Raw genomic sequence first — 25,544 nt, 5'->3', positions numbered from 1 at the left:
ATTGTTATTTTAGATTGAACCATGTCGTCTTTTCGGCATGCTCTACTGTATGTTGAATGTGTGTTGCTGCTGCCGCGGTTTCAACGGCGATAAGCCCTCCGCTCATCGGACTTCTGAATGCATCCGCTTTTAACAGGATCGCTGTTTTGGCATCAATGAATTTGTCCGGTTCATTAAAGGCAGCAACAAAAAGTAACAAGTCATTCTCCTGCAAAGAATGTTCGCTGGCATATTTTCTCATACAGATCAGGTCATCAAATTTGTAGGCCTTCCCATTTTTATCTACTATTTCGCAGGCGAATTTCTTGTCCATGATTGCCATCCTGCAATGTGCGCAGGACTCTTTTCCGTAGTCGATCGGCTGGAAGCTGCGCTTGCAGGAAGTAAGGAGCAGCACGGAAAGGACGGCAGCTAAAAACAATAATCTGTTCATAGTCATATAGATTTTCTACGTTCATAATAACAGCCCAGCACGAGCAATACACCCGCAAGGATGAAACACCATCCGCCAATATGTGGCTGAGACAGGGCTTCGAAGTTCAACATCTTCTTATACCCTAACAGCGGCGGTTGATATGCCATGCCGGGTACCTTTATCGGGGCATTAGGATCAAGGTTGTGGCCATAGTCATATTCCCATTTATAAAAGTCATAGAAAGAGACGAGTCCGAGTACAAGGAAAAGAACAGTCCACAGGTAATAGCTGATCTTCCGGTTGAGGAGTAATACAAGTAGCCCCAGTCCTATAAAAGAAAGTATGGCTACCGGCAGATAGATGAATTCGCGGAAATCCTGTTTGTGAATGGTCTTCATCCCGATGTAATGATTCAGACCATTAATGATGTCCACATCTCCTGTAATATCATTGATCCAGATTTTCATGGAAAGGCCTCCGGGATACTGGGGCGCCCGCAGGTCGATCTGCCACATCGGAAATATCCACAAGAAGGCGAGAAAGAGCATGACCAGGATGATACTTGCTTTCCCGAATGCGGTTAATTTATTCATGCGTCAAAAAGATAAACAATGGCAGTACCCAGGTACTGCCATTAGTTAAGGAACAGGTTTATTTCTGTGCAGTTAGTACACTTGCTGTATCTGTGGCATTCGTTCCATATTTCAGTGGTACGTTGCTGCCTTCGGCAGAGACTCTTAAGTAACCCTGCATTTCCTGATGCAGTGCAGAACAGAAGTCAGTACAATAGAATGGATAGATGCCCTGCTTATCCGGAACAAATTTCAGTGTAGATGTCTCACCCGGCATGATCAGTAACTCGGCATTAGGATTGTTCTTGATGGCAAAGCCGTGTGGAACATCCCAGTCCTGTTCGAGGTTGGTGACATGGAAATAGATCTCATCGCCAACGAATACACCTTCAATATTGTCTGGTGTTAAGTGAGACCGGATAGCGGTCATATAGATATCTACCCTGTTGCCCTGACGGACCACTTTCGCATTCTTTTCACCGAGCGATATAAATGGATGTTTGTTCTGCATGATGTCGTAGAACTTCGTACTCTTATCCTTGATTTTCTGGGCCGGCAGTGCCTGTGCATAGTGTGGTTCACCGAAGGTGGGGAAGTCCAGCAACAGTTTTAGCTTATCACCTTCTATGGAGTAGAGCTGCGCAGATTGTGCCAGTTCCGGTCCGGTTGGAAGGAAGCGGTCTTTAGTGATCTTATTATACGCGACGAGATATTTGCCGTAAGGTTTTCTTGTGTCGCCCCCTGGTACCATCAGGTGACCTACAGAGTAAAAGGTAGGTGATCTGTCAATTACTTTAAGGTCTTTAATATTCCATTTCACTACTTCTGATGAAATAAAGAAGGAGGTATATGCATTGCCTTCTGCGTCAAACTCTGTATGTAATGGGCCTAAGCCGGGTTTTTTCACTTCGCCGTATAAAGCTTCCTCGTATTTAACTACAGGGATACCGTAGTAGACGCCCTCAAATTTTTTGTTCTGAATGGCGGTCTGCAGTTTGCTGAAGGAAAACACTGGGATCAATGCGGCCAGTTTCCCGCTACCTACTATATATTCGCCGGTAGGATCTATATCGCATCCATGTGGAGATTTAGGGCATGGGATCATATACAGCATGTCAGGACAATCTTTCGGGTCAAGCACCAGCACCTCTTTCTGTAATGTAGAAGTGGTGTTTTGTGTGTGCTCATCGAAAGTATTGTGTATGTATCCGGCAGGCAATCTCTTTCCTTTGCCTGCATGGGCATACTCTTCAGCCTTTTTCCAGTTCACCGCTACAATGAAGTCTTTGTCTTTTTGAGAAGCATTTACTTCCAGCAGTGTGTTTGCCTGTTCGGTGTTATAGGTGGAGAAGAAGAACCAGTCGTGTGAAGGACCTTTGCCGGCATGACTCAGGTCAAGGTTCATACCTGGCAGCATGATCTGGAAGGCGATATCCATATTGCCGGTATTTTTATCTACACTTACGAAGGTGGCAGTACTTTTGAAATTTTGTTTAAAGGAATTAATAGGAACATCTTCGTTGCCCATAGGTACGGCAAAACGGGTACCTGCTATCACATATTCTGTATTCTCTGTAATGAAGGGAGAAGAGTGGTTACCTGCACTGTTAGGGATTTCCAGGATCTCCATCGTCTTAAAGGTCGACAGATCGATACGGGCAATGCGTGGCGTATTGTTGGCATTCGCAAACAGCCAGCGACCGTCATGTTCTCCATTTGTCTGGGACAGCTCCAGGTGATGCTGATCATCCCATGGAACATAACCGGCTGTTGTTTTCAACATATCTTTGGTTTCCTCGCTATATCCATATCCATTCTCGGGGTTCAGTGAAAACACCGGGATCATTTTTAATAACCTGCCGGAGGGAAGGCCATACACCGTCACCTGGCCGTTAAAACCGCCGGAGACGAAATTGTAAAACTCATCGTACTTGCCGGGTGCCACATATACTTTGGATGCGGCATCACCACTTACGGCTGATTCAGTATTCTTCATTTTACAACTTTGCATGCTACCTAAAACGGCGCAGCTGATCAAAAGAAAAGAAAGCCTTTTCATAAAGTTTGTTTATATAATTGAGAGAACATTCAACTAATTCTTACCATCGTTTTTACGCATGAATTCAAGGATGGCGCGTGCATCTTCATCTTTTAAGTTCTGATTCGGCATTCTGACCATACAGATTTCCAGCATCGCCTGCGCTTCGGCATCTTTGTTTAACATCTCATCTGTGTTGGTGATGAAATTCATAATCCACTCAGGTGTTCTGCGATCTGTTACTCCTTTCCAGCCGGGACCTACCAGTTTCTCATCTGTCATTTTATGACAGGATGCACACTTTACATCGTAGGTCTGTTGTCCTGCGACGATCATCTTTTCATCCAGAGGATGGGTCAGTTGAACATTCGTAAATTTTCCAACGCCTTTCGCATCTCCGGAGGGCACAGGTGTTGGTGTAGCTGCTGGCTCAGTAGAAGCCGTTTCAGACGCCGCGTTCGGGGACGATTTTCGTTCTGAGTTTCCGCAGCTGTAGAGGGCCACGGCTATTGCACAAAAAGCAATACAGAAGAGTTTTAGTTTCATAAAGGAAAGATTTTTGGTGAATCAAGAACTTCACAGTACAAAAGTCGGGGCGGCTCCTTTATTGGTATATGATCTGGGTCATTGGAATGGGTGAAACGTATCAATATTTTATGCCAGAAGGGATGATATTGATCATATTTCTTCTTTAACTGCTTTTTGCTTTCATGAAATTCTACATATGAAAAGGAGACGAAGGTTGCCGATGCCCTGGACTTCGACGTTATTCTCAATGCTGCCTATAACATCAGTGGCGATACAGAGCTTGGAACTGCATGGCGAGCGGGAAACATATAGCTACCCCGGTTTCTTTAAAAGCTATACCCAAAATGGACAGTAGGAAAGACGGAGAACGTTTTCTGCTTGTATTCCTCTCCTTGTATGATGGCAGATTGCGGATTCAGGTTAACAGATAAGAATGACACCCAGGGAAAGATATACAGACCTTTATAGTCATTCTTTTTACTGCCCAGCATCCATCTGTATCCTACGCGCATGCCCAGGGATACATTGGTAAACCTTTTGGTGAGATCCTTATCGTCATTTGATTTAGGTGACACTCGCTCACGGGAAATATTAGATTCAATACCCACCAACAATCCTTTCCTTTTTTGAAAGAGGTAATCCAGTTTGATACCTGCTCCATTACTCCTGATGTCAAAGTTGTCATAGCCGGAGAAGAATGATGGCACCTCTACTCCGTATACGCCAACATCCCATCTGAAATGGCCCGTTTGATATCCTAAATGGGCGGAATAGCCTTTCAGAATAAAGGCGATTGGATCGGTTTCGAACTCAAAATGATTATCGTTTTTGGTATCCTGGGCAATTGATGCCTGAGCAATCGTTAAAGTTAGCAAAAGGGTGATAATGTATTTCTGTCGCATATAAACTTTTGCTCAAAATTATCCCTGCTAATCCGGAAAGAACATTAACAATTGTAAAGAAATTACTTCCTGCTGATTCTTTTGCGTATGCGACTCAGGGATACAGGAGTAATACCGAGATAAGAAGCGATAATATGTTGAGGGACCCTCTGTAACAAGTCAGGGTATTGATCAGCGAACTGGCGGTAACGTTCTTCATGACTATCCAGCAAGTGCGAAGACAGAATACGTTGACCGTTAATGAAACGTTGTTCTGCTACGACCCTGCCTACGATATGAAGGGCTGGGACTTCTTTGTAGAGTGTTTGTAATGTATGGTAATCAATAGTCAGTAAGACACAATCTTCTAATGCCTCCAATGTCTGGTTGCTCTTTGTTTGTAGTAGAAAGCTTTCATAACAGCTTGCAAACAATCCTTCAGAAAAAATAAAGCCGGTGATCTCGACGTCTTCTTTTGTATAAAAAATGCGAAGGATACCTTTGATGATAAAGTAGATGCTGCTGGCAATCTGACCTTCTTTGGTTAGTAGAGTACGTTTTGGTACTTCTATGGGCTCAAATTTCTGGCTGATCATCTGCCAGTCAGTGTCACTGATGGGGATGATTCGTTCCATTGTTTTGCGGAAGCTTTGGAGGTGGTTTTCGGTGCCTTGTTTTTCCATAAAAATAGGGAGAAGGTACGTAATTCTGAGGTGAGGCGCAATAGCAAATCGGGTCTCGCTATAGCCTTGCTGAAAGATTTGAAACTTTGAATAAGTAAAATAAGACAGCCGGCTCTATTCGGAGGCGGCTGTCTTATTTCAAGCTTAATTAATGAGTAATGAGGTAGTGTGAATGGCCCCCTTAGCGGGCAGGAAAGCTACAGTTTATTCAACGCCAGCTGCGCCCTTCTTTTCATTCGACCGTTTATATTGACTAATTCCTTAAGTACATGACGTGCCTTAGCTTTTTGTCTTTTATATTTAAAACACATTGCCAGTTGATAGTGCGCTAATTCTCTATAACGACTCACTGTATCTGCAGTCAGCTGTGTAAATCGGATCATTGCTTCATCGAGATTGCCCTGGAGATAATAGTCTATGGCAGCTTTATAACGTGACTTGTCCGGATCCGACGTTTCGTCTACGATCTCATTGGGATCAGCTGCTACTTTACTGGTATCCTTAACTCCGTCGTCTTTTGTAAAAAGAGCAGCCGCAGTACCGGCCGCGGTAACTGAGTCAGGGTGACCGGTACCAAATGATGTTTTGTGATCTGGCTCAAGTCCGCTGGCAGGTACCGTAACTTCTCCTGCTTTAGTAAAAGAGTTTTGTAAATTTTCATTTCCTGCCTGCTGTTGGATCGTATAAAAAAAGCCAACTACAAGCGCCGCAGCTATTGCTCCCCAGAAATATGTTAGAAAGCTTTCTTTGATCTGGGCCTTTCGCTGATAACGCTCTGCCTCATAAACCGGCGCTATATGGGTACTATTACGGATGTAATGCTGAACTCTCGAGCCCATCGACTGGTATTGCATTTTGAACTTGGGCTTTTGCAGAATTTCTACAGCGTCGCTGCAGAGTTCACAATTTACGAGGTGTTGTTCCAGAAGATGTTTTTCAACGTGTGTTAAACGTCCCTCTACATAACGTGGTAGCTGGTCTTTGTTAAAACAATGAACCCTGCTGAAGATCTTTAATATCTTGTCCTTGTTTTCCAAACTTTGCATAGTGTAGATTTATATCATGTTCTTGTTTTTGGGATGTTGTATATTCCAGATTCAGTGCTTGTTCCTGCCTTTCAGATGCGGCATATCCTGTATTAATATCCTGCTCTTGTCTCGCGGGTTTTGTATAATCCAGATTTGCTAATATTAAGGATGCTAATTCCTGTTTACTTCGTTTAATCCGTATTCTGGTTTCTTCAATCGTGTAGCCATTTTCTGCAGCTATTTCCGCAAAAGTTTTCTGTTCTAAGTAAAACTCATTTAACAACTCCCTGTCAGCTGTATCCAGCTGGTCAAATACCGCATTCATAGTTGAAACCAGCTGTTGCTTCTGTAGGGGGTGACTGTTCGCTTTCTCCGCCTTATATTCAAGCCGGGTTATATCGCTCGACGCGGAGGATGGGAAATAAAATGTATTTCTTGCGGTTCTGCTACCCTGCGACTTTATGAAGAACTGCATCCATTCTCCTATTTTGGGAATAGTTTGTGTTTGCAGACTGTAGAAAAGTCGTTGTAAGAGTGTAGGAAAAAATTCATCCGGTGTATTACCGTAACTGTTCAAAGAAGGTAAGGAAACTGTCGCCAGCAAATGACTATATCTTTCGAGTAAAATCCCTGCTGCTTCCTCATCTCTCAGTTTTCTTGCTCTGGCCATTAGCTCATTGTCTGGCAAATTTGCAAGTTGTTGTAGCATAGGTTTAATTAATATTTACAAATGAAACATATAGGAAATAAAAGCATTGATATTTTAGCCAATAAGTATGCCGCATGTACCAACTATGAGTAGTAGATCGGGCTATCTTATTCTAGTAAAATGATAATCAGTCTTTACGGAATGAAAGTCCTGGCATTGCTATATCTTGTCTGATAGATGGCCGTACCACAGTGATAACTATGAGCGTAGGTTAGCTGCTAATTATTTGGAAATCATTGATGAAGGTTGCTTTTTAATCGTAGGGTCTGTACGGATAGAGAATGAGCGGACAGACTCAAATGGATAAAAATCAAATGATTACATTTTTGAGTTTCTCCGCACTAACCTATCACATATTGGGGAAAATGAGGTTACAATTTGAGGAAGAATTGCGGAGCTCACATTATTCTGCTTACATTTGTAACGTAATTTGAGTACAAGGTCTTTTAACATTTGAAGTCATTAGCACCTGATTACTGTAGGCCCACGTCAACGTATACAGCAAGTTGTAAAAGTCAATTGCCTGAAATGGGACAAATTTTGGCAGGCAGGCATTCTTTTCTTTATGAGCATGTTTGACATTGTTTGGAGGGCCGTATTACGGACGTGTTCTGATAAATATATTGTTAATTATGCAAGTGATAGTCCAGTATTATCATTGTATTTCCTATATGCATAAATAGTTTTTACGTTTAAAAACCCAACTATGAAGTTTCTCACATCCACATTGATTGTCATCCTAATGATGTTTTATTCATGTAAAAATGACGTTGTAGAACCTGATATCATTTACAATGATACCATTCAATCATTCTCTGACTCCCTGAAAATACTTCATTACAAATCACGTATTAAAGGAGTAATACCTGAGGATAATATTGGCCAGCCTATCATAGCAGATAAACAGGATACAATCATTGCAGAGAATGGCAGTCTTGTTGCTATCACTCCGACGTTTGTTTTAGGAAAAGAGGCTGATGGCTTTTATGTACAAATAGAAGAAGCCAACCATTACTTTGAGATTGACTTTAATAGCCCTCTGTCGGGTAGAAAGGCGCCAGTTACGGATGGCGCAAACGCGAAGGAGGCGGATGATAGTTCTATTGTCATTCAATTGCCCACATTACCTGCAGATATTCTGCCCCGCATCTTTACTGTAAAATATAGTGTTTATCGTGATGTTGGTAGCAGGTGGGTGAGTAATAAGGCGACCACTTATCTGAAAGTAGTGCCCAAAGGCAGCAATAACTACAGGCAGTTACTGGTGGGAAAGTGGAACATTCAGAGTTCCACTATTACATATCCTGACAGAGAAACAACCACATATGTCAAACCGCTTGATTCAGTTATTGGCCATTACAGATGTATGGATGGTAAATTGATGGGCGTTGGTATAAGTCATGAGGGTGATGTATATTATCCGGACAGGTATATCACTGTACATGAAGCGAGCTATAATTTTGGCGGCGATAACAATTTTAATGACCGCTTTCTTACAACTGTTAGGCGTTTGAACTTAGACCTCTCGACATGCGATAGCCTTGTTTATGTTGACGCAAACAGCATTTCTCCAGGAATAGACCGTTTAGTTACAGGGCGCTACTATTATAATGCAGAGTCCAATCAATTGAATATTGTTTATGGAAAAGCAGGAGGAGGAAGATACGGGGTCGATCTTGAGGTATATACTGTTTTGGAGCTTACAGAAAACCGATTGAAGATCAGGATCCAGAGAGGAACCACTGAGGCTTTTCCTTATAAGGAGACAATTGTTTTAACAAAAGAGTAATCAGAAAAACCGGAATTAGCTCCGGCTTTTCTGTTTTAAGGTTTGTTACAGAATGCCATAGGAATACGCCAGAGCAATAACATAAAGATTTATACGTGTGCCCGATTAATATGATATATAAATCAATCTTCCTTTGGGACTCTTCTCAAAACCAGTTCATAGTCAGTATTTGTTCCAGTTGCCTGATCTCATGAGGGTATGCCGTTTTTTTCCGTTTGCCGAAATGCAGCGTATTTTCAACGTGCGGACTTCCCTCCCAGGCGAGTTTGACCGATTGAAGCGCAAGTTCTTTTTTAGCAAGAAAATCCGGTATCACGGCGAAGCCTTTCCCTTTACTGAGGCAACGCAGTATAGAAGAGAAATAAGGAACTACATAATTCGGCTTAAGATCTGGCAGGCAATCGAAATTCGCCATCCAGAAATGCTGAAGATACTCCATGTCGGCTGCAGTGGTATACCATATCTGCTCTTTCAGCCATTGTCTGATTGCTGTTCTTTCATTGGTCAATACCAGGTGATCAAACTGTTCGGTATCTGTTTCATTGCCACAAATTAAAATGATACGCTCTTTTGTAAACGGTATATATTCCAGGTTTGTTTGACTACCCTTTATCGGAGTCAATATCAGATCCAGCTTCCCGGTGTCAAGTTCTTGCAGAATCTGACGATAATCGCCAAACCGTAAGACGAGATTGAAAGGTAATTGCGCAAGGTGCTCTTCCAGGGTATATTTAAAGATTTCGAATCCCATGCCTACACTGATCGTTGGCTTTTCCACTTTGGAATTCCTGTGGAACGATTCCTCTGCCTCCTGCAGTTTGGTGATAGGATCTATTATACAATTATACAGCATAATGCCCCGTTCCGTAGGTATCATCTTTTTTGTTAGCCGTTCAAACAAGCGGTACCCGGTATAAGCTTCCAGAGAGTTTAGATGAACGCTTACGCCGGGCTGGGAAATAAATAGTGCCTGCGCTGCAGTAGATAGGTTACCCGTCTCGTAAATTGCTTTAAATGTTCTAAACCATTCTAAATTCAACATGGCGTTAGGTTTTTTTAATTGACTATGCACTGAGGCGTTACATAAGCCATTTAAATGCCATTTGCCGATAAATAGTATAAAAATGAAATTTAAATACACAATGTATTGAAAAGCAATTATCTCACGGGAAATCTTGAGGTGAGTGGAGAAATATTCTGGCGCTAAGCTCCAAAAATATCGGAGGTAAAAATCGATGACCACGATATTTTCGGAGTTGTACTATTGCTTTTCCCACATCATAAATCCTCCCGTCTGATTTTCAACTTGACCATTTTTGATTCCAGTGTGCATATTAATTTTTTGATAGCACCGATTAATACAGTGATTTTAGAAATCAGATTATAGAACTGAGCTTTGATGTGAAATAGACACACATACCTCCATCATTCTAGCTCAAATCTGTTTTTATGAGTTTTTCGCACAATACCGGGTCTGTCGAAATAAAACCACAACCTAATGCAGGTGAGTCGCAAGATTCGAATGAGCAAATACCGGACAAAATAGTTATACCCGATGAATGTGGCGATTCAATGTGGGATGAAGTATTGGCACAATATCCGGATCTGACAACAATCGTCGGTAAACCGACAGTTACGAAATCTGATCAGGCCTCTTCCGATGAAATCGAGAACAACCAAATCATAAAATAACAATGAATTATGCATCATTAGCATTTGCAGATGCTGTCAGAGATATGCAGGAAAAATTGGGTAGCCGTAAAAGCTATGCCCGTCTGGAGAATAGAAGCTATGTGGATGGTCTCACAGAGAATGAAATAGGTTTCATCTCTGACCGGGATAGTTTTTATATGGCTACCATTGGAGAGAATGGATATCCCTATATACAACATCGGGGTGGCTCCCCGGGATTTATTAAAGTGCTGAATGCAAAACAACTGGGGATTATCGATTATAAAGGCAATGCCCAATATATCACTGTAGGTAATATTACCACCAACAATAACGTAGCAATGATCATGGTGGATTATCCAACCAGAACAAGATTGAAATTGTATGCCAAAACCAGGATTGTCGAACTGGAGGACGATCCTGTGCTGTATGCACAACTTGACCTGGAAGGATATGAATTTCGTCCTGAAAGAATGATGGTATTTGACGTAGATGCCTACGATTGGAATTGTCAGCAACATATTACGCCCCGGTATTCCATTGAGGAAATCAATAAAGCATTTGCTTCACAAAGCAAATACATTTTGCAATTGGAAGCCGAAATAAAAAAATTGAAAGATAAATCAGTGGCTGACGAGTAATAGAAAAAATTTATTGAAATGAAAATTAGCCGCATATTAAAAAAAGAGGGCCGGGTTTCTGAGCAGGCGCCGTTCCAAATTTATTCCATCCAATCGCTTCTTGAGAAGAATAGAGAAGGAGAAACGCCGGTTTTTTGCCAAGGTACGCACCTGATTATTTGGATACTGAAAGGTGTTGTAAAAATAAGTCTTGATACAAATGTTTTCCTTATAAATGACAACGTATTTTTTTATGCGAGACCTGGCCAGGTTTTTACAATGGAAATAGATGAGGAAGCAAAGGGGTATGCGATCTCTTTCGTTAAAGAGTACATTGAATTAACTGATATCAGATTGGCGGGATTATTTCACAATTCGTTTTTTAACCGGTTTAACTCCATACCAATCGTCCATATATCGGGTGATGAAATAGCCTTAATGGTATTCTTCGCGGACAAAATGATACAGGAGTATAATAATATGCTGCATTTGCGTTCAGACATTCTGAGGGGATACCTGAAGATATTCATGATTTATTTATGCCGGCAATTAAAGCAGGACGGTCAGGATATTTACAGGTCCCGGAAATCTGACCTGGTTAAGCTATTTTTTACACAACTGGAAAAGCACTACGCTTCTAAAAAAATGGTTAAAGAGTATGCAGAGATCTTAGCGGTATCCCCCAACCACCTGAACGGTGTGGTGAAAGAATTGTCGGGCCGCACGGCTAGCCATCACATACAGCAGCGCGTTGTTCTTGAAGCGAAACGGAGGGTCCTTCATGAAGGTTATAGTTTGAAGGAGACAGCTTATGACCTGGGATTTTGGAATCCTGCCCATTTCAGCAAGTATTTTAAGAACTGCTGTGGCATAAACTTTACCGACTTCAAAAAAGGTTTTTCAATGTAGATGAATTATCGATTATCTCTTTAAAAATATAATTATGAAAATAGCCTGGCTTTTTGTGGTCTTTTTATGTGGTGCTTTATTGCCTTTACAGGGAGGCCTTAATGCAAAATTAGCAAAATCAATGGTCAGCCCGATTTATGCCGCTATGATCTGTTTTATTGTTGGGGCACTCACCATGGCCATTTATGTTCCCTTTACCAAAGAAACGTTCTCCTGGCAACTGCTTAAGGGCAGCGCCGCTACCTCTGTGTTAGGAGGCGGTGTGATTGGTGCCGCATTCATTACGATAAGTATGCTTGCGCTTCCAAGACTGGGTATGGCACTTACGTTTGGGCTCGTGGTAGCCGGACAGGTTATCATTTCAGTATTGCTTGATCATTTTAATATCCTGGTTGCAGAGCAGCATTCTATGAACATCTGGCGTGGTCTTGGCATGCTGCTGATCATTGCGGGAGTTGCTGTTGTAGAAAAATTTTGAGATACAAATGAATATGACTGAAAAGAAAGGAACAATTAAAATTATAAGCGTTCCTATTACTCAAGTTATTTGTCCGATCGCATACTTCTTTTCAAATTTGAATTATCAATCCGGTCATCCCCGATTATCACTTTAATACTATCTTGACCGGGCCGGAAATGATGAAATACAGCTTGCTCTTTTCAGGGATTATGGAAGTAATCTTGCGCTGTACGGGGAATGGCATAAGTATTTTAAGGAGCACCAACCTGATACACTGGTATTATGGGGGAAAAACGATGCTATGTTCATCGCACCTGGAGGGGATGCTTATGGAAGGGATCTGCCCGACGCGAAAATAATTCAAATTGATGGCGGGCATTTTTTGCTTGAGGAGCATCACGAATTCGTAGCTGATTTAATAAAACATTTTATTCAAGGATAAAAAATCCCACAATGAAAAGTAAGACTACCTATAATTTTATTGACATTAATGGTGTCAATATCTTCTACCGCGAAGCGGGGCCTAAAGATGCACCGACCGTCATTCTCTTGCATGGTTATCCTGCATCATCGCACATGTTCAGGAATCTGATCAATGATCTGTCAGACAAGTATCATCTGATCGCTCCTGATTATCCCGGCTATGGCAGGAGTGAACAACCTCCCATAGCTAACTTCTCCTATACGTTTGACAACTATGCAATAATTATCGAAACACTGCTGGAGAAGTTAGACATTTCAAGGTATAGTCTTTATGCAATGGATTATGGTGCACCTGTTTGTTGGAGGTTAGCCTCGAAACATCCCGAAAATGTTGAGACGATAATTGTTCAAAATGGATGTGCTTACGAAGAAGGATTGGAGACTTTCTGGGATCCTATCAAGGCTTATTGGAAAGACAGGAATGACAAAGTTGCCGAAGATACACTACGCACCTTTCACAATCCTGAAGGTTTAAGGTGGCAATATACGCATGGCGTTTCGGACACTTCCGTAATCAGTCCGGATAACTGGGAGGTCGATTTACGCCATTTGGAGAGGCCTGAAAACGGACAGATCCAACTGGATCTCTTTTATGATTACAGGACAAATCCTCCAAAATACCCTGAATGGCAGCAATATTTTCGTGACCACAATCCTGAGATGCTGATCGTGTATGGTAAAAACGATTACATATTTCCGGTAATCGGCGCTGAGGCATATAAAAGGGATGTCAAGAATCTGGAGTATCATCTGTTTAATGCTGGACATTTCGCACTCGAAAGTAACGGAGACGAGATCGCCGCTATCATAAGAGATTTTTTAGATAGAAAGGTTAGCCGTTAGAAGAGAAAGCGAAGGTATATGGAGTGCCACAGCAATCTATAAGGGAACGAAAAAGGGACAAAACATACTTCTGATGGTTTGTCCCTTTTTTAGTCTCCTGTTTAATAAGTTTTATAATTTTTTGGTATCTTCTATTGAACGAATAAACAGCGCCGCAGCCTCTTCTTCAGTAAGCCTTTCATCATATCCTATATACTTATAACGAATGATCGAATTCCGGTCAATCACAAATCGTGTAGGGATACCTATTGTTCCGAACTCAGTATAATATTTATTTTGAATGCTGTCTTTCCCTTTTTCATCAAACACGACGTGAAAGTCAAAATTGTGCTTTTCCATGCCTTTTTGCACAAGGGTTTTATAATCAGCTGATTTCTCACGAGTGTCCACAAAAAGGAAGGCAACAGTGGTATCCTTTGCATATTGTTTTGCTACTTTATTCACCATCGGGAGATCTTTATGACAATAATGACACCATGTTGCCCAGAAATACACGATCAGGGTTTTGTTTTTAAAATCAGAGAGACTGACAACTTTGCCGTTTATATCTACCATCCTGAACTGAGGAGCTGGTATATTCAGTGTAGTATCGACAGGAGTTTTGCCATATCCGATGGTTGTAAAAATGAAAAAACACAGCAGGTAGAAAAAGAATGTTCTCATAATTGATTTTTTGTTTCGATGTCAAAAATATCAGACAGAATGTGGTTGAGTGTTAACAAAATCCACTTTTCTGTTAACTAGTGTTAAATGAAAATTATGAGGAAAAGATTGAAGCTTACATTCTTTATGGCTATAGTAACCGTATTGCTGATCATGTTGTTCCAGGTCTATTGGGTATATAATAACTTTAAAGTCAGTGAGCGTAATTTTATCACATCATCAAAGTATATCTTGCAGAGAAGTATCAGTCTGTACCAGCTGCAGCAAAGTGAACTTCCTACGTCATTAAAGTACAAAGATCCGTCCCTTACTTTTTTCCTGAGAACAATACCTAACCGGGATTCTATTGCCTTTGATACACCTGCAGTTGTCAAACCATTTCATGCTGAATTTTTAACCGTAAAAATTGATGAATATAATATAGATGAGGCGAGTGTTCTCATGGGACGGTTGATATCACAGCAATTTCGCCGGCCGTTAAATCTTGATTCGCTAAGTCTGATATATAAACAGGAACTACGCAAGGAGAATATTGATGTAACATTTAGACTCATAATTTCAGACAGTCTTTCAGAAAATGAAATTGCAGTACCCATAAAGTTTCACAGATCTCCGGTTGTTGTTGTTCGGGCTATACCTGAAAATTCATCGCTTATGCTTTGGAGGCAACATATCCTTCCGGCTGGCATTTCCTTTATGCTGATACTGTTATCTGCGGGAAGTCTTTTTGTTATGGGAAGGATGATTATCCGTCAAATGCGGCTCAACAATTTTAAGGATGATTTCATTAACAATATTACGCATGAATTAAGGACCCCGTTAACAATTTTGAAATCATCATTAGATTCGTTAAAGAGTTTCGGAGCTTCATCAGATCCGGGGAGACTTGACAGGTATTTAAATATCAATTTGAGCATACTTGACAAGCTGGATAAAGACATAGACCGTTTATTAGAAGTCAGTAAATATGAACATGGTATCATGCATGCACAGCGGACGATTGTTAATTTAACCGATCTGTCTGTAGAAATATGTGATCGGTTTGACCTGCATGCGCCAAATATAATTTCCATTCATAATTCTTTAAATAATGAAGTTGCATATACGGACCCTTTTATTATAGATACAATTTTGAGTAGCCTCATGGATAACGCAATTAAATACTCACATGGAACCATTCGCATAGATGTTACGTTTCTTCATATTGCTAATGGCTGGCAATTGCAGGTGCAGGATAATGGTAAAGGGATTGAACAGTTTCATTTACCTTTTATATTCGATAAGTTTTACCGTGTACAGTCGAAAAATGTACATGAAGTTAAAGGATATGGGCTTGGACTGAGCTATGTTAAACTACTGGTCACGGCATTAAATGGGAACATCTCGGTAAGGAGTGAAATTAATAAAGGAACTATTTTTACTATTCAATTTCATGATAAAAAAGATTAGCATATTGCTTGTGGAAGATGAGCCGACACTGGCTGCTATTATAAAGGAATCGCTTGAAACGCGTGATTTCATTGTCGATATTGCTGTTAATGGCAACAATGGATGGTCCATGTTCAAAAAGCTGAACCCGGATATTTGTATCATAGATGTAATGTTGCCGGGGAAGGATGGCTTTTCATTAGTTTCAGACATTCGTGCAACGGATGATAAAGTCCCAATTATTTTTCTTACCGCAAGAAAGCAACCTGAAGATGTTATACATGGCCTTGAAATAGGCGCTGATGACTATATGAAAAAGCCTTTTTCAATGGAAGAGCTGGTATTGCGCATAAGGGCTATGGTACGCCGGAAGAACCAATTTTTAGCCTCGGGGAGTAATTCATCCGGAATAATAAAAGTTGGCAGTTTTATATTTAATATTCAAAAAAAGGAATTAACGAATGGGAGTAACGTCATCCAGTTATCACAGCGTGAAGCCGATTTGTTGAGATTACTGGTGGAAGTGAAAAATGAATTGCTGGACAGAAGAACTACACTACTCAAACTTTGGGGAGATGATGATCCATTCGCCGCCCGAAGTATGGATGTTTATATTACCCGCATCCGGAAATATTTTCGTGAAGATACTTCCATTGAAATCATTAACGTCAGGGGAAAGGGGTACAGTTTGATTGAATATTTATAGCTCGCCCGTGAATAAGAGGCTATGTTGTTGATAGCGAATGGAATCTTAATTCATAAAAAGTACCGTGGATCTTAAGACCAGACACAGGGTTTCTTCAAAATCAAAAGCCTCCGGATCTTTCGATCTGAAGGCTTTCTGTTTGCGGCCTACCGGGCGACGAAGTTCGAACCAGTTTGCAGAAAGTCTATCTGCAATTCAGTCTTTTCTAACAGCGCTATCATATATGGCTTCAGGATAATCCGTGTACCCATTTTCGCCCCCGCTATAATATGTATCCCGGTTACCTTCTGACAATGGCAGATTATACTTAAAGCGCTTCGGCAAATCAGGGTTGGCAATGAATGGTGCGCCAAAAGATACCAGATCGGCAATCCCTTCTTGCAGGATTGCATTGCCGCTTTCCTGCGTAAAGCCCAGGTTGGCCATCAGCCTGCCGTTATAGTGGCGTCGAAAATGGCTGAAATAATTGTCCTGTAATACCTCTACCGCCGTACCAGTTAAATCTTCTGCGGGCCCGACAATGTGCAGGTAAGCGAGATTATAATCATTCAATTTTTTTAGAATGTACTGGAACATGGGAATAGTTTCTTTATCCGGAATTACGATACCAACATGACTGAATGTGACCGGCGAAAACTTGATGGCTACACGTGTGCTGTCCCAAACATCTATGATGGCATCCAGTATCTCGAACACAATGCGGGCGCGTTTTTCAATACTGCCACCATACTCATCGTTGCGCTGATTAGTGGCCGGACTTAGAAATTGAGGAATTAACATACCTGCTATTGCATGTACCTCAACGCCATCGAAACCTGCTTCCTTTGCATTTTGAGCAGCCTGCTTGTAATCCTGTATAGTTTGTTTAATCTCAGCGACAGTGAACTCGCGTGGCGTTAGGGTATCTTTAAAGCCATCAGGAGTAAAGGAATGGCTTTGCGGATTGATGGCGGAAGGGCCGGCAGGCAGTTCACCATCAAAGAAATCCGGGTGGGACGCGGAGCCAATATGCCCTAATTGGGAGAAGATCAAACCGCCTTTGTCGTGAACGGCTTTGGTCACAAGTTTCCATCCATCTACCTGTTCCTGAGTGAAGATGCCTGGCACATTAATAAAGCCAATAGCCTTCGAACTCACCCAGGTGCCTTCACTCAGAATTAAGCCTGCTGAGGCGCGTTGTGCATAATATCTGGCCATCAATGGCGTAGGTACCAGACCTACGTTAGTGGCACGTCCACGTGTAAGCGATGCCATAACCACACGGTTTTTCAATTTCAAATTGCCTATCTGGTATTCCTCTAATAGTGGCTGTGCTGTATTTTTCATTACTTTTTTATGCAAACCTCGGGCATACGCCGCAGCAGTGCAATATGGGAGAAAGTAATGGTGTAGGGATAAATTTATCCCCTATATGAATTGAGATGCAATGCTTATTTTTGAGTAAAGTGAATAGTATATGTACGAAAGAAAGACTCCCTTAACTATAGATTGCGGCCTTCACCTAACGAAGGAAGTACTGAACGGTAAATGGAAGCCTGCTTTGCTAAATGCTATTTCAATGGATGTAAAGCGTCCAAGCGAGATGCTTCGCTTATTTCCTGGTGCTACGCGCAGGGTATTGAACGTACAACTCAAAGAATTGGAGGGGCATGGCATAGTAGAGAAGAAAACTTACCCACAACTGCCACCTAAAGTAGAGTATTCGCTTACGGAGATCGGCTGGTCGTTGATGCCAATTATTGATGCCATGAACCAATGGGGCGATGCTAATCGCAGCTTTTTGGAGACTGTTATTACGCAGAGCCCGAAGATCGGTGAAACTTCAAAATCTGTATGCCAGATGTACCGGCGTATAGTTGTAGTGCCTAAAATCGGATGAGATTTAAACCTGATCTATTTTTTCCGGATTGCTCACCTGTCGGGCAATCCACCCGAAAACGAAAAAGGGACAAATCATACTGATGATGACTTGTCCCCTTTAGCGGAGAAGAAGGGATTCGAACCCTTGAAACCCTTTCGAGTTTACACACTTTCCAGGCGTGCCAGTTCAACCACTCCTGCACTTCTCCGGTTGAATTGGATTTTTTATTCAGGGTTGCAAAGATATCTCTTTCCCCCGGATTACCAAAAATAATTTATATCGCTTCCCAATCATGGGTGTTGGTAGTCAGTTCTCCCCTCAACGGCGCCTCGATCATAGCCTTGGTAGCTTCGAGATCCAGGTTTTGTCCGAGCACGAACATCAGTTTCGTAATGGCGGCTTCAAAGGTCATATCATGTCCGCTGATCACCCCTATCTGCTGCAGGGGCTGGCTGGTCTCATATTTACCCAACTCCACGGAACCACCGTCACACTGAGTGATATCCACGATCACAACACCCTTATCAATAGCCTTTTTAAGACTCTCGATGAACCAGGGCTGGGTATTGGTATTCCCGCTCCCGAAAGTCTCCAATATCACGCCGCGAAGGCCACTTACGTTGAGTGTCGCTTCCACTGTCTTACGGGTAATACCCGGGAACAATTTCAGGACGGTCACATTATCGTCCAGGTGCTTATGTACCTTCAGTGGCTTTTCCGGACAAGGTAACACAAACTGTGTCTTGTACTTGATGTCAATGCCCGCTTCTGCCAGCGGAGGGTAGTTCATGGAATAGAACGCTTCAAATTTCTCTGCGTTATACTTCTTGGAACGGTTACCACGGAAGAGCGCAAAGTCGAAATAGATACATACCTCCGGTACTACTACCTGCCCGTTATGACGGGTAGCAGCGATTTCCATGGCGGTAATAATATTCTCTTTGGCATCTGTACGGATCTTGCCAATAGGTAGCTGTGACCCGGTCAGAATAACCGGTTTTGAAAGATTCTCCAGCATAAAACTTAGTGCTGAAGCAGTGAAAGACATGGTATCGGAACCATGTAAGATGACAAATCCATCATACCGGTCATACCGGTCTTCTATGATAGAAGCTATTTCTACCCAGATCTCCGGTTGCATGTCGGAAGAATCGATAGGAGGATTGAAGGCGTATACGTAAAAGTCAATCCCCATGCGGTATAGTTCCGGAAGATTGTTACGTATCTCATTAAACCCGATAGGACGCAAGGCTTTGGTTTTCTCGTCGTAGATCATCCCAACTGTGCCCCCTGTATAAATAATCAGGATTTTACTCATTGATGCTGCTGTTCCAAATTGCCTGCAAAGGTACCGCCTAAAAGGTTAGTGGGTTTTGAATAATTTAAGCGCGTTGTTTGTAGTCATTGCAGCGACGTCCGCTATTTTTAGATTTTTTACATCTGCTATCTTTTCTCCGATCAGTGGAATGTAGGCACTTTCATTCCTTTTACCCCGATAAGGAACCGGCGCCAGATAAGGGGCATCTGTTTCCAATACAACGTATTGCAGGTCGATATCTTCCAGGATCTTATCCAGTCCCGATTTCTTGAATGTTACCACACCGCCTATGCCCAGATAAAAGCCCAGGTCAATGATCTCTTTCGCTTCTTCCAGTGTACCGGAGAAGCAATGGAATACTCCTGACAAGCGACCGTCCTGTAAGGCTTTCACTTCGTCAATACATTCCCGGGTACTTTCGCGGCTATGAATGGCGACTGGCAGATTGTACTCCCTGGCCAGTTCCAGCTGACTACGGAAAGCGTGGTACTGCTGTTCCCGGTAAGTAGTGTCCCAATAGAAGTCAAGTCCTATCTCGCCAATAGCCTTAAACGGTCTTTTGGCCAGCCATTCCCTCACCACAGAAAGCTCCTGTTCCACATTCTCGTTGATATAACAAGGGTGTACACCCATCATAGCAAAACAATTGTCGGGAAACTGAGCCTCCAATGCCAGCATACCCTCGATAGAACTGCTGTCGATATTCGGAAGGTATAACCGGGATACGCCCGCTGCCAATGCACGCTCTACCATTACTGTCCTGTCTGCCGAAAACTCCTCCCCATACAAATGGGCATGTGTATCAATCCAGTTCATTACTCAGATATTAAATTTTTTTTATGGGATTTGTAAAAATATTACATTTGTATAATATTTATATTTTAGATAGCCCGTACAAAAGTACGGCCGGAAAACCTCATTTAAAACTATACTATTCTATGAAAGGCTACTTTTGCTTTAACCGTATCTTCGCAGGAGTTATCGTCCTGTTATTGATGGCCACCATCTTTTTTGCGTGTTCTAAATCGGCTACCGATACTGCTAAGCCGGACACGAATAAAAGTGACAATCAAACAATCACTGCTGCTGCTGATCAGGCAATCGTAAGCGGAATATATGACGACCTCTTCGGCATTGCGCTGGAAGTAGGTGCTGATGCCAGCCTGAATGAAACCGGCCGTAAAGCCCACCGCGCTGAGCTGGCTGCTAAACTGGGTAGCTGCTTCTCCTATGATGTTGATGACGTAACGGTAGACCAATGGCCTAAAACCATGCTGATCAAGTTTGGTGCAGGTTGTGCAGACAATACCGGCCGCGTGCGTGCAGGTAATATCCAGGTAACTTATAGTGGTTACTTCTACTACCCTGGTTCCGTGATCGTTATTAAACCGCTGACCTATACCGTAAATGGTGTGGTTGTTACCGGTACCAAAACTATCACCAATATGAGCACCGCCAACGTATACAAATATAAGTCTGTAGTAACCGGTGGTACTGTGAAACTGGATACCGTAATGGTTAGCTTCAATAGTAATACTATCATCACCCAGACTTCCGGAACTGCCACACTGGGCGATGTAACTGATGATATTTTCAGCATTACAGGTACAGATTCACTGGTATATCCGCTGGGTATATCTGCTTCTATCACTGTAAATGATGCAGACGCGCTGGAAAGAAAACTGGAGTGTCCGTGGATTGGTAAAGGTAAAGCACTGGTGACTGTGAATGGCGTTACTGCTACTGTGAATTATGGTAATGGTATCTGTGATGATTCTGCAACCGTGGACCTGGGCGACAAAGTGAAAAGCATTGTATTGCCTAAATAAGCAATAATAATTCATAAGAAAAGCCCGGGTAATGTGCCCGGGCTTTTTCATTTCAGGATATCGTTCAGTATGGAATTGCTTCCATGTTCAGTTGTTGCTTTTTGAAATACTCCATCACCCGCGGTAAGGCATATTCCAGCCGGTCCCAGGCCTTGGTGCTATCATGAAACACGATAATAGACCCCGGTTTTGCTTTAAATACCACATTCTGCACACAGTCTTCTCCGCTTATCTCCGTATCAAAGTCAGCACTTAATACGTCCCACATGATAACCTGTACATTAGGGATCACCTTTTTCAGGTGCCTGATCTGGAAAGGAGTGATCCTGCCGTAAGGAGGCCTGAACAGGGGCGAATCGATGTATTTGCGGGCTTCCAGGATGTTCTCTATGTATTTATCCGTACCCGTTTTCCAGCCATTCAGGTGGTTATGGGAGTGGTTGCCGGTATGATGTCCTTCTTCCAGTATCCGCTGGTAGATCTCAGGGTGATCGATAACGTTTTTACCTATACAAAAGAAAGTGGCCTTTGCCTCATACTTGCGGAGAAGGTCCAGTATAAAGGGCGTTGCTGTAGGATGGGGGCCGTCATCAAATGTCAGGTATACAGATGGCCTGGCCGGGGAGAAGTTCCAGGTACAGCTTTTATACAGTGCTTTCAGCAGTGCAGGTGTTTTCGTAAGATAAAACATGGATGTTACGATTGAAAAATAAAGGTAGCTAAAATCTTTCTTTACCTTTGCGGCATGCAACAACAGAAAGTACGGGTACGCTTTGCGCCCAGTCCAACAGGTGGCCTGCACCTCGGAGGTGTACGCACGGTTTTATTCAATTATTTATTTGCAAAGCAGCACAATGGTGAATTTGTGCTGAGGATAGAAGATACGGATCAGACCCGCTACGTACCGGGTGCGGAAGAATATATCATAGAATGTCTCCGTTGGTGCGGATTGAATCCTGATGAAGGTCCGCACGTAGGAGGCCCTTATGCCCCTTACCGCCAGAGCGAGCGTAAAGCACAATACCGCCAATACGCAGAACAGCTGGTAAAAGAAGGTTATGCTTATTATGCTTTCGATACGCCAGAAGAACTGGAGGAAATGCGTAATAAACTGAAAACTGCTGAGAACCCATCTCCGCAGTACAACGCTGCTGCCCGTCAGCAGATGCGCAATTCCATCAGCCTGTCTGCAGAAGAAACAGCCAGCCTGCTGGAGAAAGGTACGCCCCATGTGATCCGTATCAAAATGCCACAGAATGAAGAAGTTGGCTTTACAGACATGATCCGCGGACATGTACAGTTCAATACCAGTACTGTTGATGATAAAGTGCTGCTGAAAGCAGACGGTATGCCTACTTACCACCTCGCAGTGGTAGTAGATGACTACCTGATGAAGATCACCCACGCCTTCCGCGGCGAAGAATGGCTGCCTTCAGCACCGGTACACCTGCTGTTGTGGAAATACCTGGGTTGGGAAGCGCAGATGCCTAATTGGGCACACCTGCCATTGATCCTCAAGCCTGATGGTAATGGTAAGCTGAGCAAACGTGATGGCGACAGGCTTGGTTTCCCGGTGTATGCCATGAACTGGGCAGATCCCAAGAGCAATGAATTGACAAAAGGCTTCCGTGAGTTGGGATTCCTGCCCGAGGCATTCGTGAATATGCTGGCAATGATAGGTTGGAATGACGGCTCTGGTCAGGAGATCTTCACTATCGAAGAACTGATCCAGCGGTTCTCCCTTGACCGTGTACATAAAGCAGGCGCCAAATTTGATTTTGAAAAGGCGAAATGGTTCAATCACCAGTACCTGCTGCATGCAGATAATGATCGTTTAGCGACCTTATTTGAGCCTGTACTGAAAGAAAAGAACATCAATGCATCTCCTGAATTTGTTGCGAAAATAGCCGGTCTGGTAAAAGAACGTTGCAACTTTGTGAACGATATCTGGGAACATGCTTTCTTCTTCTTCCAGCAACCTGAGAGTTATGACATTGCAGCTGTAAAGCCTAAGTGGAATGACGATAAAACGCAGTTCTTCCGTAACTGGGCGGCTGTAGTGGAAGATCACGCAGTGTTCACTGCTGCATCTCTGGAAGAAAGTTTCAAAACACTGGCGGCTTCCATGAATATCAAACCAGGGGAATTACAGCTGCCTTTCCGTATTATGTTGTGCGGTGGTAAGTTCGGTCCTCCGGTGTTTAATATTGCGGAAGTGTTAGGGAAACATGAAACGATTGCAAGGATAGTGAAGGGGCTGGATGCGATCAATGCGTAATCAGTAATGAGTAATATAAAAGAAGGCGTATCAGTTTGTTGATACGCCTTCTTCATTTATGTATTTAATCTGTTGATTATCCTTTCTTCGCCTCCTTCGCCCAGGTATCCTTCAGCGTTACAGTACGGTTAAACACCACTTTCTCAGCAGTACTATCCGCATCTACACAGAAATAACCTTTACGCAGGAACTGGAAACGTTCTCCTGGCTTCGCTTTCAACAAGCTCGGCTCGATATACGCATTAGCAATAACCTGTAAAGAATCAGGGTTGATATATGATTTGAAATCACCTTCTTCATTACCCGGATCTTCCACTTTGAACAGACGATCATACAACCTTACTTCCGCAGTCGCAGCATGTGCAGCGCTTACCCAGTGGATGGTGCCTTTTACATTCAGCCCGGTGGTGTCTCCACCGCTCTTGCTTTCAGGGAAATAAGTAGCATAGATAGTCGTGATGTTGCCGTCTGCATCTTTCTCAAAGCTTTCGCCTTTGATGATGTAAGCATTCTTCAGACGTACTACCAGCCCGGGACCCAGACGGAAGAATTTCTTCGGTGGCTCTTCCATGAAGTCTTCACGCTCGATGTACAGTGTATTGCTGAAAGGCAGGGTACGTGTACCGCCGTTTGGATCTTCCGGATTGTTCTCAGCAGTCATTTCTTCAACCTGGTCAGCAGGGTAGTTAGTGATCACCAGTTTCACCGGATCCAATACTGCCATTACGCGGTTAGCTGTTTTATTCAGTTCCTCTCGGATGCAGAATTCCAACAGGCTCACATCGATCATGTTATCGCGTTTCTGTACACCGATGCGTTCGCAGAAAGCACGGATGCTGGCAGGTGTATAACCACGGCGGCGCAGACCGCTGATAGTTGGCATACGAGGATCATCCCAGCCGGTAACATGTTTTTCGTTAACCAGCTGCAGAAGTTTACGTTTGCTCATCACCGTATAGGTAAGGTTTAAACGTGCAAACTCATACTGACGAGATGGGAATATCTCCAGTTGCTCGATGAACCAGTTGTACAGCGGGCGGTGCGGAATAAACTCCAGTGTACATACGGAATGGGTGATATTTTCGATGCTGTCGCTCTGTCCGTGGGCAAAGTCATACATCGGGTAGATGCACCAGTTATCGCCGGTACGGTGGTGATGTGCATGTTTGATACGATACATGATAGGATCTCGCATGTGCATGTTGGAAGACGCCAGGTCTACCTTGGCACGTAGCACCTTCTCACCGTCCTTAAATTCCCCTTTACGCATGCGCTCAAACAGGTCGAGGTTTTCGGCTACACTGCGGTTGCGGTAGGGAGTACCTTTACCGGGTTCGGTAGGCGTACCTTTAGAGATGGCGATCTCCTCTGCTGTAGAATCATCTACATACGCCAGTCCTTTTTTTATCAGTTGTACAGCGAAGTTGTATATCTGTTCGAAATAATCGGACGCATACAGTTCCTGGGCCCAGTTGAAACCCAGCCATTGTATATCGGCCTTAATGGAATCCACATATTCAGTATCCTCCGTAACGGGATTTGTATCGTCAAAACGGAGGTTGGTTTTACCATTGTACTTCTGTGCAAGGCCAAAGTTGAGGCAGATGGATTTGGCATGCCCGATGTGCAGGTAGCCATTTGGTTCCGGTGGGAAGCGTGTAAGCACCCTACCGCCATTTACTCCGTTGGCAATGTCCTCTTCTACGATCTGTTCCAGAAAATTGAGGGTCCTTTCTTCGCTCATAAAGTTTAATATATTTCGGACGGCAAAGGTAGTGAAAAGTCCACAGACCGGAGTACGAAGTAGGGAGGCTACCGGCGGTAGACTGCTC

General features: G+C 42.9%; 27 protein-coding genes and 1 tRNA gene. 12 read left to right on the top strand and 16 right to left on the bottom strand.

Going from position 1 to position 25,544, the window contains the following annotated elements; translation table 11 throughout:
- Positions 1 to 4: 4 nt before the first annotated feature.
- From BLR32_RS03720 to BLR32_RS03685, 8 genes are all read right to left on the bottom strand, one after another.
- Complete coding sequence (locus tag BLR32_RS03720; RefSeq protein WP_176842155.1) at positions 5 to 433, bottom strand: nitrous oxide reductase accessory protein NosL; 429 nt, start codon at positions 431 to 433, stop codon at positions 5 to 7.
- A gap of 2 nt (positions 434 to 435) precedes the next feature.
- Positions 436 to 1,008 carry a hypothetical protein gene (locus BLR32_RS03715; RefSeq protein ID WP_089828882.1) on the bottom strand — a complete coding sequence of 191 codons (573 nt, stop codon included), beginning with the start codon at positions 1,006 to 1,008 and terminating at the stop codon, positions 436 to 438.
- Positions 1,009 to 1,066: 58 nt separating this feature from the next.
- Positions 1,067 to 2,983: a Sec-dependent nitrous-oxide reductase gene (gene nosZ, locus BLR32_RS03710; protein WP_245705346.1), complete on the bottom strand. Its 1,917-nt coding sequence runs from the start codon at positions 2,981 to 2,983 to the stop codon at positions 1,067 to 1,069.
- Positions 2,984 to 3,079: 96 nt separating this feature from the next.
- Complete coding sequence (locus BLR32_RS03705; RefSeq protein WP_089828880.1) at positions 3,080 to 3,571, bottom strand: c-type cytochrome; 492 nt, start codon at positions 3,569 to 3,571, stop codon at positions 3,080 to 3,082.
- A gap of 308 nt (positions 3,572 to 3,879) precedes the next feature.
- Entirely contained in the window at positions 3,880 to 4,455 is a 576-nt protein-coding gene (locus BLR32_RS03700; protein WP_089828879.1) for a hypothetical protein, read from the bottom strand.
- A gap of 62 nt (positions 4,456 to 4,517) precedes the next feature.
- The gene (locus tag BLR32_RS03695; RefSeq protein ID WP_176842154.1) at positions 4,518 to 5,069 is read right to left on the bottom strand and encodes a Crp/Fnr family transcriptional regulator; all 552 of its coding nucleotides are present in this window, start codon (positions 5,067 to 5,069) and stop codon (positions 4,518 to 4,520) included.
- 245 nt (positions 5,070 to 5,314) lie between these two features.
- Positions 5,315 to 6,163, bottom strand: coding sequence for a zf-HC2 domain-containing protein (locus BLR32_RS03690; protein WP_089828877.1), 849 nt, complete (start codon positions 6,161 to 6,163; stop codon positions 5,315 to 5,317).
- Entirely contained in the window at positions 6,102 to 6,854 is a 753-nt protein-coding gene (locus tag BLR32_RS03685; protein ID WP_089828876.1) for an RNA polymerase sigma factor, read from the bottom strand. Before BLR32_RS03685 ends, BLR32_RS03690 begins: the two co-directional genes overlap by 62 nt.
- Before the next feature lie 706 nt (positions 6,855 to 7,560).
- On the opposite strand from BLR32_RS03685, the gene BLR32_RS03680 reads away from it, so the two are divergent.
- Positions 7,561 to 8,643 (top strand): hypothetical protein, encoded by a 1,083-nt coding sequence (locus tag BLR32_RS03680; RefSeq protein WP_143011350.1) that lies wholly within the window; start codon positions 7,561 to 7,563, stop codon positions 8,641 to 8,643.
- 145 nt (positions 8,644 to 8,788) lie between these two features.
- Here the strand turns inward: BLR32_RS03680 and BLR32_RS03675 are convergent, their stop codons facing one another.
- A complete protein-coding gene (locus BLR32_RS03675; RefSeq protein ID WP_089828874.1) occupies positions 8,789 to 9,685 on the bottom strand; it encodes a LysR family transcriptional regulator in 897 nt (298 codons plus the stop codon).
- Positions 9,686 to 10,092: 407 nt separating this feature from the next.
- Here BLR32_RS03675 and BLR32_RS03670 point away from each other — a divergent pair, with 407 nt between their 5' ends.
- From BLR32_RS03670 to BLR32_RS03645, 6 genes are all read left to right on the top strand, one after another.
- On the top strand, positions 10,093 to 10,335 hold the full coding sequence (locus tag BLR32_RS03670; protein ID WP_089828873.1) for a hypothetical protein: 243 nt from the start codon (positions 10,093 to 10,095) through the stop codon (positions 10,333 to 10,335).
- A gap of 2 nt (positions 10,336 to 10,337) precedes the next feature.
- On the top strand, positions 10,338 to 10,955 hold the full coding sequence (locus BLR32_RS03665) for a pyridoxamine 5'-phosphate oxidase family protein (protein ID WP_089828872.1): 618 nt from the start codon (positions 10,338 to 10,340) through the stop codon (positions 10,953 to 10,955).
- Positions 10,956 to 10,973: 18 nt separating this feature from the next.
- Positions 10,974 to 11,843, top strand: coding sequence for an AraC family transcriptional regulator (locus BLR32_RS03660; RefSeq protein ID WP_089828871.1), 870 nt, complete (start codon positions 10,974 to 10,976; stop codon positions 11,841 to 11,843).
- A 34-nt stretch (positions 11,844 to 11,877) separates the two neighbouring features.
- A complete protein-coding gene (locus BLR32_RS03655; protein WP_089828870.1) occupies positions 11,878 to 12,321 on the top strand; it encodes a DMT family transporter in 444 nt (147 codons plus the stop codon).
- Positions 12,322 to 12,604: 283 nt separating this feature from the next.
- The gene (locus BLR32_RS33930; RefSeq protein WP_176842153.1) at positions 12,605 to 12,745 is read left to right on the top strand and encodes a hypothetical protein; all 141 of its coding nucleotides are present in this window, start codon (positions 12,605 to 12,607) and stop codon (positions 12,743 to 12,745) included.
- 11 nt (positions 12,746 to 12,756) lie between these two features.
- On the top strand, positions 12,757 to 13,629 hold the full coding sequence (locus BLR32_RS03645; protein WP_089828869.1) for an alpha/beta fold hydrolase: 873 nt from the start codon (positions 12,757 to 12,759) through the stop codon (positions 13,627 to 13,629).
- Positions 13,630 to 13,740: 111 nt separating this feature from the next.
- Here BLR32_RS03645 and BLR32_RS03640 read toward each other — a convergent pair whose 3' ends face one another.
- Positions 13,741 to 14,292 (bottom strand): TlpA family protein disulfide reductase, encoded by a 552-nt coding sequence (locus tag BLR32_RS03640; protein WP_089828868.1) that lies wholly within the window; start codon positions 14,290 to 14,292, stop codon positions 13,741 to 13,743.
- Between the two features lie 96 nt (positions 14,293 to 14,388).
- On the opposite strand from BLR32_RS03640, the gene BLR32_RS03635 reads away from it, so the two are divergent.
- Together BLR32_RS03635 and BLR32_RS03630 are read left to right on the top strand one after the other, a co-directional pair.
- A complete protein-coding gene (locus tag BLR32_RS03635; protein WP_176842152.1) occupies positions 14,389 to 15,741 on the top strand; it encodes a sensor histidine kinase in 1,353 nt (450 codons plus the stop codon).
- Positions 15,725 to 16,426 (top strand): response regulator transcription factor, encoded by a 702-nt coding sequence (locus BLR32_RS03630; RefSeq protein ID WP_245705345.1) that lies wholly within the window; start codon positions 15,725 to 15,727, stop codon positions 16,424 to 16,426. The genes BLR32_RS03635 and BLR32_RS03630 overlap by 17 nt, the downstream gene beginning before the upstream one ends.
- Positions 16,427 to 16,621: 195 nt before the next feature.
- On the opposite strand, the gene BLR32_RS03625 is transcribed toward BLR32_RS03630, so the two are convergent.
- Positions 16,622 to 17,752 carry an alkene reductase gene (locus BLR32_RS03625; protein ID WP_089828866.1) on the bottom strand — a complete coding sequence of 377 codons (1,131 nt, stop codon included), beginning with the start codon at positions 17,750 to 17,752 and terminating at the stop codon, positions 16,622 to 16,624.
- A gap of 130 nt (positions 17,753 to 17,882) precedes the next feature.
- Here BLR32_RS03625 and BLR32_RS03620 point away from each other — a divergent pair, with 130 nt between their 5' ends.
- On the top strand, positions 17,883 to 18,305 hold the full coding sequence (locus BLR32_RS03620; RefSeq protein ID WP_089828865.1) for a winged helix-turn-helix transcriptional regulator: 423 nt from the start codon (positions 17,883 to 17,885) through the stop codon (positions 18,303 to 18,305).
- 103 nt (positions 18,306 to 18,408) lie between these two features.
- Here the strand turns inward: BLR32_RS03620 and BLR32_RS03615 are convergent.
- The 3 genes from BLR32_RS03615 to BLR32_RS03605 form a co-directional block, all read right to left on the bottom strand.
- Positions 18,409 to 18,495: transfer RNA gene (locus BLR32_RS03615), tRNA-Ser, on the bottom strand.
- 66 nt (positions 18,496 to 18,561) lie between these two features.
- Entirely contained in the window at positions 18,562 to 19,605 is a 1,044-nt protein-coding gene (locus BLR32_RS03610) for an asparaginase (RefSeq protein ID WP_089828864.1), read from the bottom strand.
- Between the two features lie 45 nt (positions 19,606 to 19,650).
- Positions 19,651 to 20,421, bottom strand: coding sequence for a TatD family hydrolase (locus BLR32_RS03605; RefSeq protein ID WP_089828863.1), 771 nt, complete (start codon positions 20,419 to 20,421; stop codon positions 19,651 to 19,653).
- A gap of 122 nt (positions 20,422 to 20,543) precedes the next feature.
- Here BLR32_RS03605 and BLR32_RS03600 point away from each other — a divergent pair, with 122 nt between their 5' ends.
- Complete coding sequence (locus BLR32_RS03600) at positions 20,544 to 21,434, top strand: hypothetical protein (RefSeq protein ID WP_143011349.1); 891 nt, start codon at positions 20,544 to 20,546, stop codon at positions 21,432 to 21,434.
- A gap of 64 nt (positions 21,435 to 21,498) precedes the next feature.
- Here the strand turns inward: BLR32_RS03600 and BLR32_RS03595 are convergent, their stop codons facing one another.
- Entirely contained in the window at positions 21,499 to 22,125 is a 627-nt protein-coding gene (locus BLR32_RS03595; RefSeq protein WP_089828861.1) for a polysaccharide deacetylase family protein, read from the bottom strand.
- 54 nt (positions 22,126 to 22,179) lie between these two features.
- Between BLR32_RS03595 and gltX the strand changes: the two genes are divergently transcribed.
- Positions 22,180 to 23,712: a glutamate--tRNA ligase gene (gene gltX, locus BLR32_RS03590; RefSeq protein ID WP_089828860.1), complete on the top strand. Its 1,533-nt coding sequence runs from the start codon at positions 22,180 to 22,182 to the stop codon at positions 23,710 to 23,712.
- 76 nt (positions 23,713 to 23,788) lie between these two features.
- Here gltX and BLR32_RS03585 read toward each other — a convergent pair whose 3' ends face one another.
- Positions 23,789 to 25,456 carry a glutamine--tRNA ligase/YqeY domain fusion protein gene (locus tag BLR32_RS03585; RefSeq protein ID WP_089828859.1) on the bottom strand — a complete coding sequence of 556 codons (1,668 nt, stop codon included), beginning with the start codon at positions 25,454 to 25,456 and terminating at the stop codon, positions 23,789 to 23,791.
- Positions 25,457 to 25,544 lie beyond the last annotated feature (88 nt).

The organism is Chitinophaga filiformis (genome assembly GCF_900102545.1).
GTDB classification, from domain to species: Bacteria; Bacteroidota; Bacteroidia; order Chitinophagales; family Chitinophagaceae; genus Chitinophaga; species Chitinophaga filiformis.
The sequence above is the reverse complement of the archived record's forward strand: the minus strand, read 5'-3'. Positions and strand labels throughout refer to the sequence as shown.

Bases quoted from the DNA above. Each gene is read 5' to 3' on its own strand.
- BLR32_RS03720 (WP_176842155.1), bottom strand. From the start codon at position 433: ATGAACAGATTATTGTTTTTAGCTGCCGTCCTTTCCGTGCTGCTCCTT.
- BLR32_RS03715 (WP_089828882.1), bottom strand. From the start codon at position 1,008: ATGAATAAATTAACCGCATTCGGGAAAGCAAGTATCATCCTGGTCATG.
- nosZ (WP_245705346.1), bottom strand. From the start codon at position 2,983: ATGAAGAATACTGAATCAGCCGTAAGTGGTGATGCCGCATCCAAAGTA.
- BLR32_RS03705 (WP_089828880.1), bottom strand. From the start codon at position 3,571: ATGAAACTAAAACTCTTCTGTATTGCTTTTTGTGCAATAGCCGTGGCC.
- BLR32_RS03700 (WP_089828879.1), bottom strand. From the start codon at position 4,455: ATGCGACAGAAATACATTATCACCCTTTTGCTAACTTTAACGATTGCT.
- BLR32_RS03695 (WP_176842154.1), bottom strand. From the start codon at position 5,069: ATGGAACGAATCATCCCCATCAGTGACACTGACTGGCAGATGATCAGC.
- BLR32_RS03690 (WP_089828877.1), bottom strand. From the start codon at position 6,163: ATGCAAAGTTTGGAAAACAAGGACAAGATATTAAAGATCTTCAGCAGG.
- BLR32_RS03685 (WP_089828876.1), bottom strand. From the start codon at position 6,854: ATGCTACAACAACTTGCAAATTTGCCAGACAATGAGCTAATGGCCAGA.
- BLR32_RS03680 (WP_143011350.1), top strand. From the start codon at position 7,561: ATGAAGTTTCTCACATCCACATTGATTGTCATCCTAATGATGTTTTAT.
- BLR32_RS03675 (WP_089828874.1), bottom strand. From the start codon at position 9,685: ATGTTGAATTTAGAATGGTTTAGAACATTTAAAGCAATTTACGAGACG.
- BLR32_RS03670 (WP_089828873.1), top strand. From the start codon at position 10,093: ATGAGTTTTTCGCACAATACCGGGTCTGTCGAAATAAAACCACAACCT.
- BLR32_RS03665 (WP_089828872.1), top strand. From the start codon at position 10,338: ATGAATTATGCATCATTAGCATTTGCAGATGCTGTCAGAGATATGCAG.
- BLR32_RS03660 (WP_089828871.1), top strand. From the start codon at position 10,974: ATGAAAATTAGCCGCATATTAAAAAAAGAGGGCCGGGTTTCTGAGCAG.
- BLR32_RS03655 (WP_089828870.1), top strand. From the start codon at position 11,878: ATGAAAATAGCCTGGCTTTTTGTGGTCTTTTTATGTGGTGCTTTATTG.
- BLR32_RS33930 (WP_176842153.1), top strand. From the start codon at position 12,605: ATGTTCATCGCACCTGGAGGGGATGCTTATGGAAGGGATCTGCCCGAC.
- BLR32_RS03645 (WP_089828869.1), top strand. From the start codon at position 12,757: ATGAAAAGTAAGACTACCTATAATTTTATTGACATTAATGGTGTCAAT.
- BLR32_RS03640 (WP_089828868.1), bottom strand. From the start codon at position 14,292: ATGAGAACATTCTTTTTCTACCTGCTGTGTTTTTTCATTTTTACAACC.
- BLR32_RS03635 (WP_176842152.1), top strand. From the start codon at position 14,389: ATGAGGAAAAGATTGAAGCTTACATTCTTTATGGCTATAGTAACCGTA.
- BLR32_RS03630 (WP_245705345.1), top strand. From the start codon at position 15,725: ATGATAAAAAAGATTAGCATATTGCTTGTGGAAGATGAGCCGACACTG.
- BLR32_RS03625 (WP_089828866.1), bottom strand. From the start codon at position 17,752: ATGAAAAATACAGCACAGCCACTATTAGAGGAATACCAGATAGGCAAT.
- BLR32_RS03620 (WP_089828865.1), top strand. From the start codon at position 17,883: ATGTACGAAAGAAAGACTCCCTTAACTATAGATTGCGGCCTTCACCTA.
- BLR32_RS03610 (WP_089828864.1), bottom strand. From the start codon at position 19,605: ATGAGTAAAATCCTGATTATTTATACAGGGGGCACAGTTGGGATGATC.
- BLR32_RS03605 (WP_089828863.1), bottom strand. From the start codon at position 20,421: ATGAACTGGATTGATACACATGCCCATTTGTATGGGGAGGAGTTTTCG.
- BLR32_RS03600 (WP_143011349.1), top strand. From the start codon at position 20,544: ATGAAAGGCTACTTTTGCTTTAACCGTATCTTCGCAGGAGTTATCGTC.
- BLR32_RS03595 (WP_089828861.1), bottom strand. From the start codon at position 22,125: ATGTTTTATCTTACGAAAACACCTGCACTGCTGAAAGCACTGTATAAA.
- gltX (WP_089828860.1), top strand. From the start codon at position 22,180: ATGCAACAACAGAAAGTACGGGTACGCTTTGCGCCCAGTCCAACAGGT.
- BLR32_RS03585 (WP_089828859.1), bottom strand. From the start codon at position 25,456: ATGAGCGAAGAAAGGACCCTCAATTTTCTGGAACAGATCGTAGAAGAG.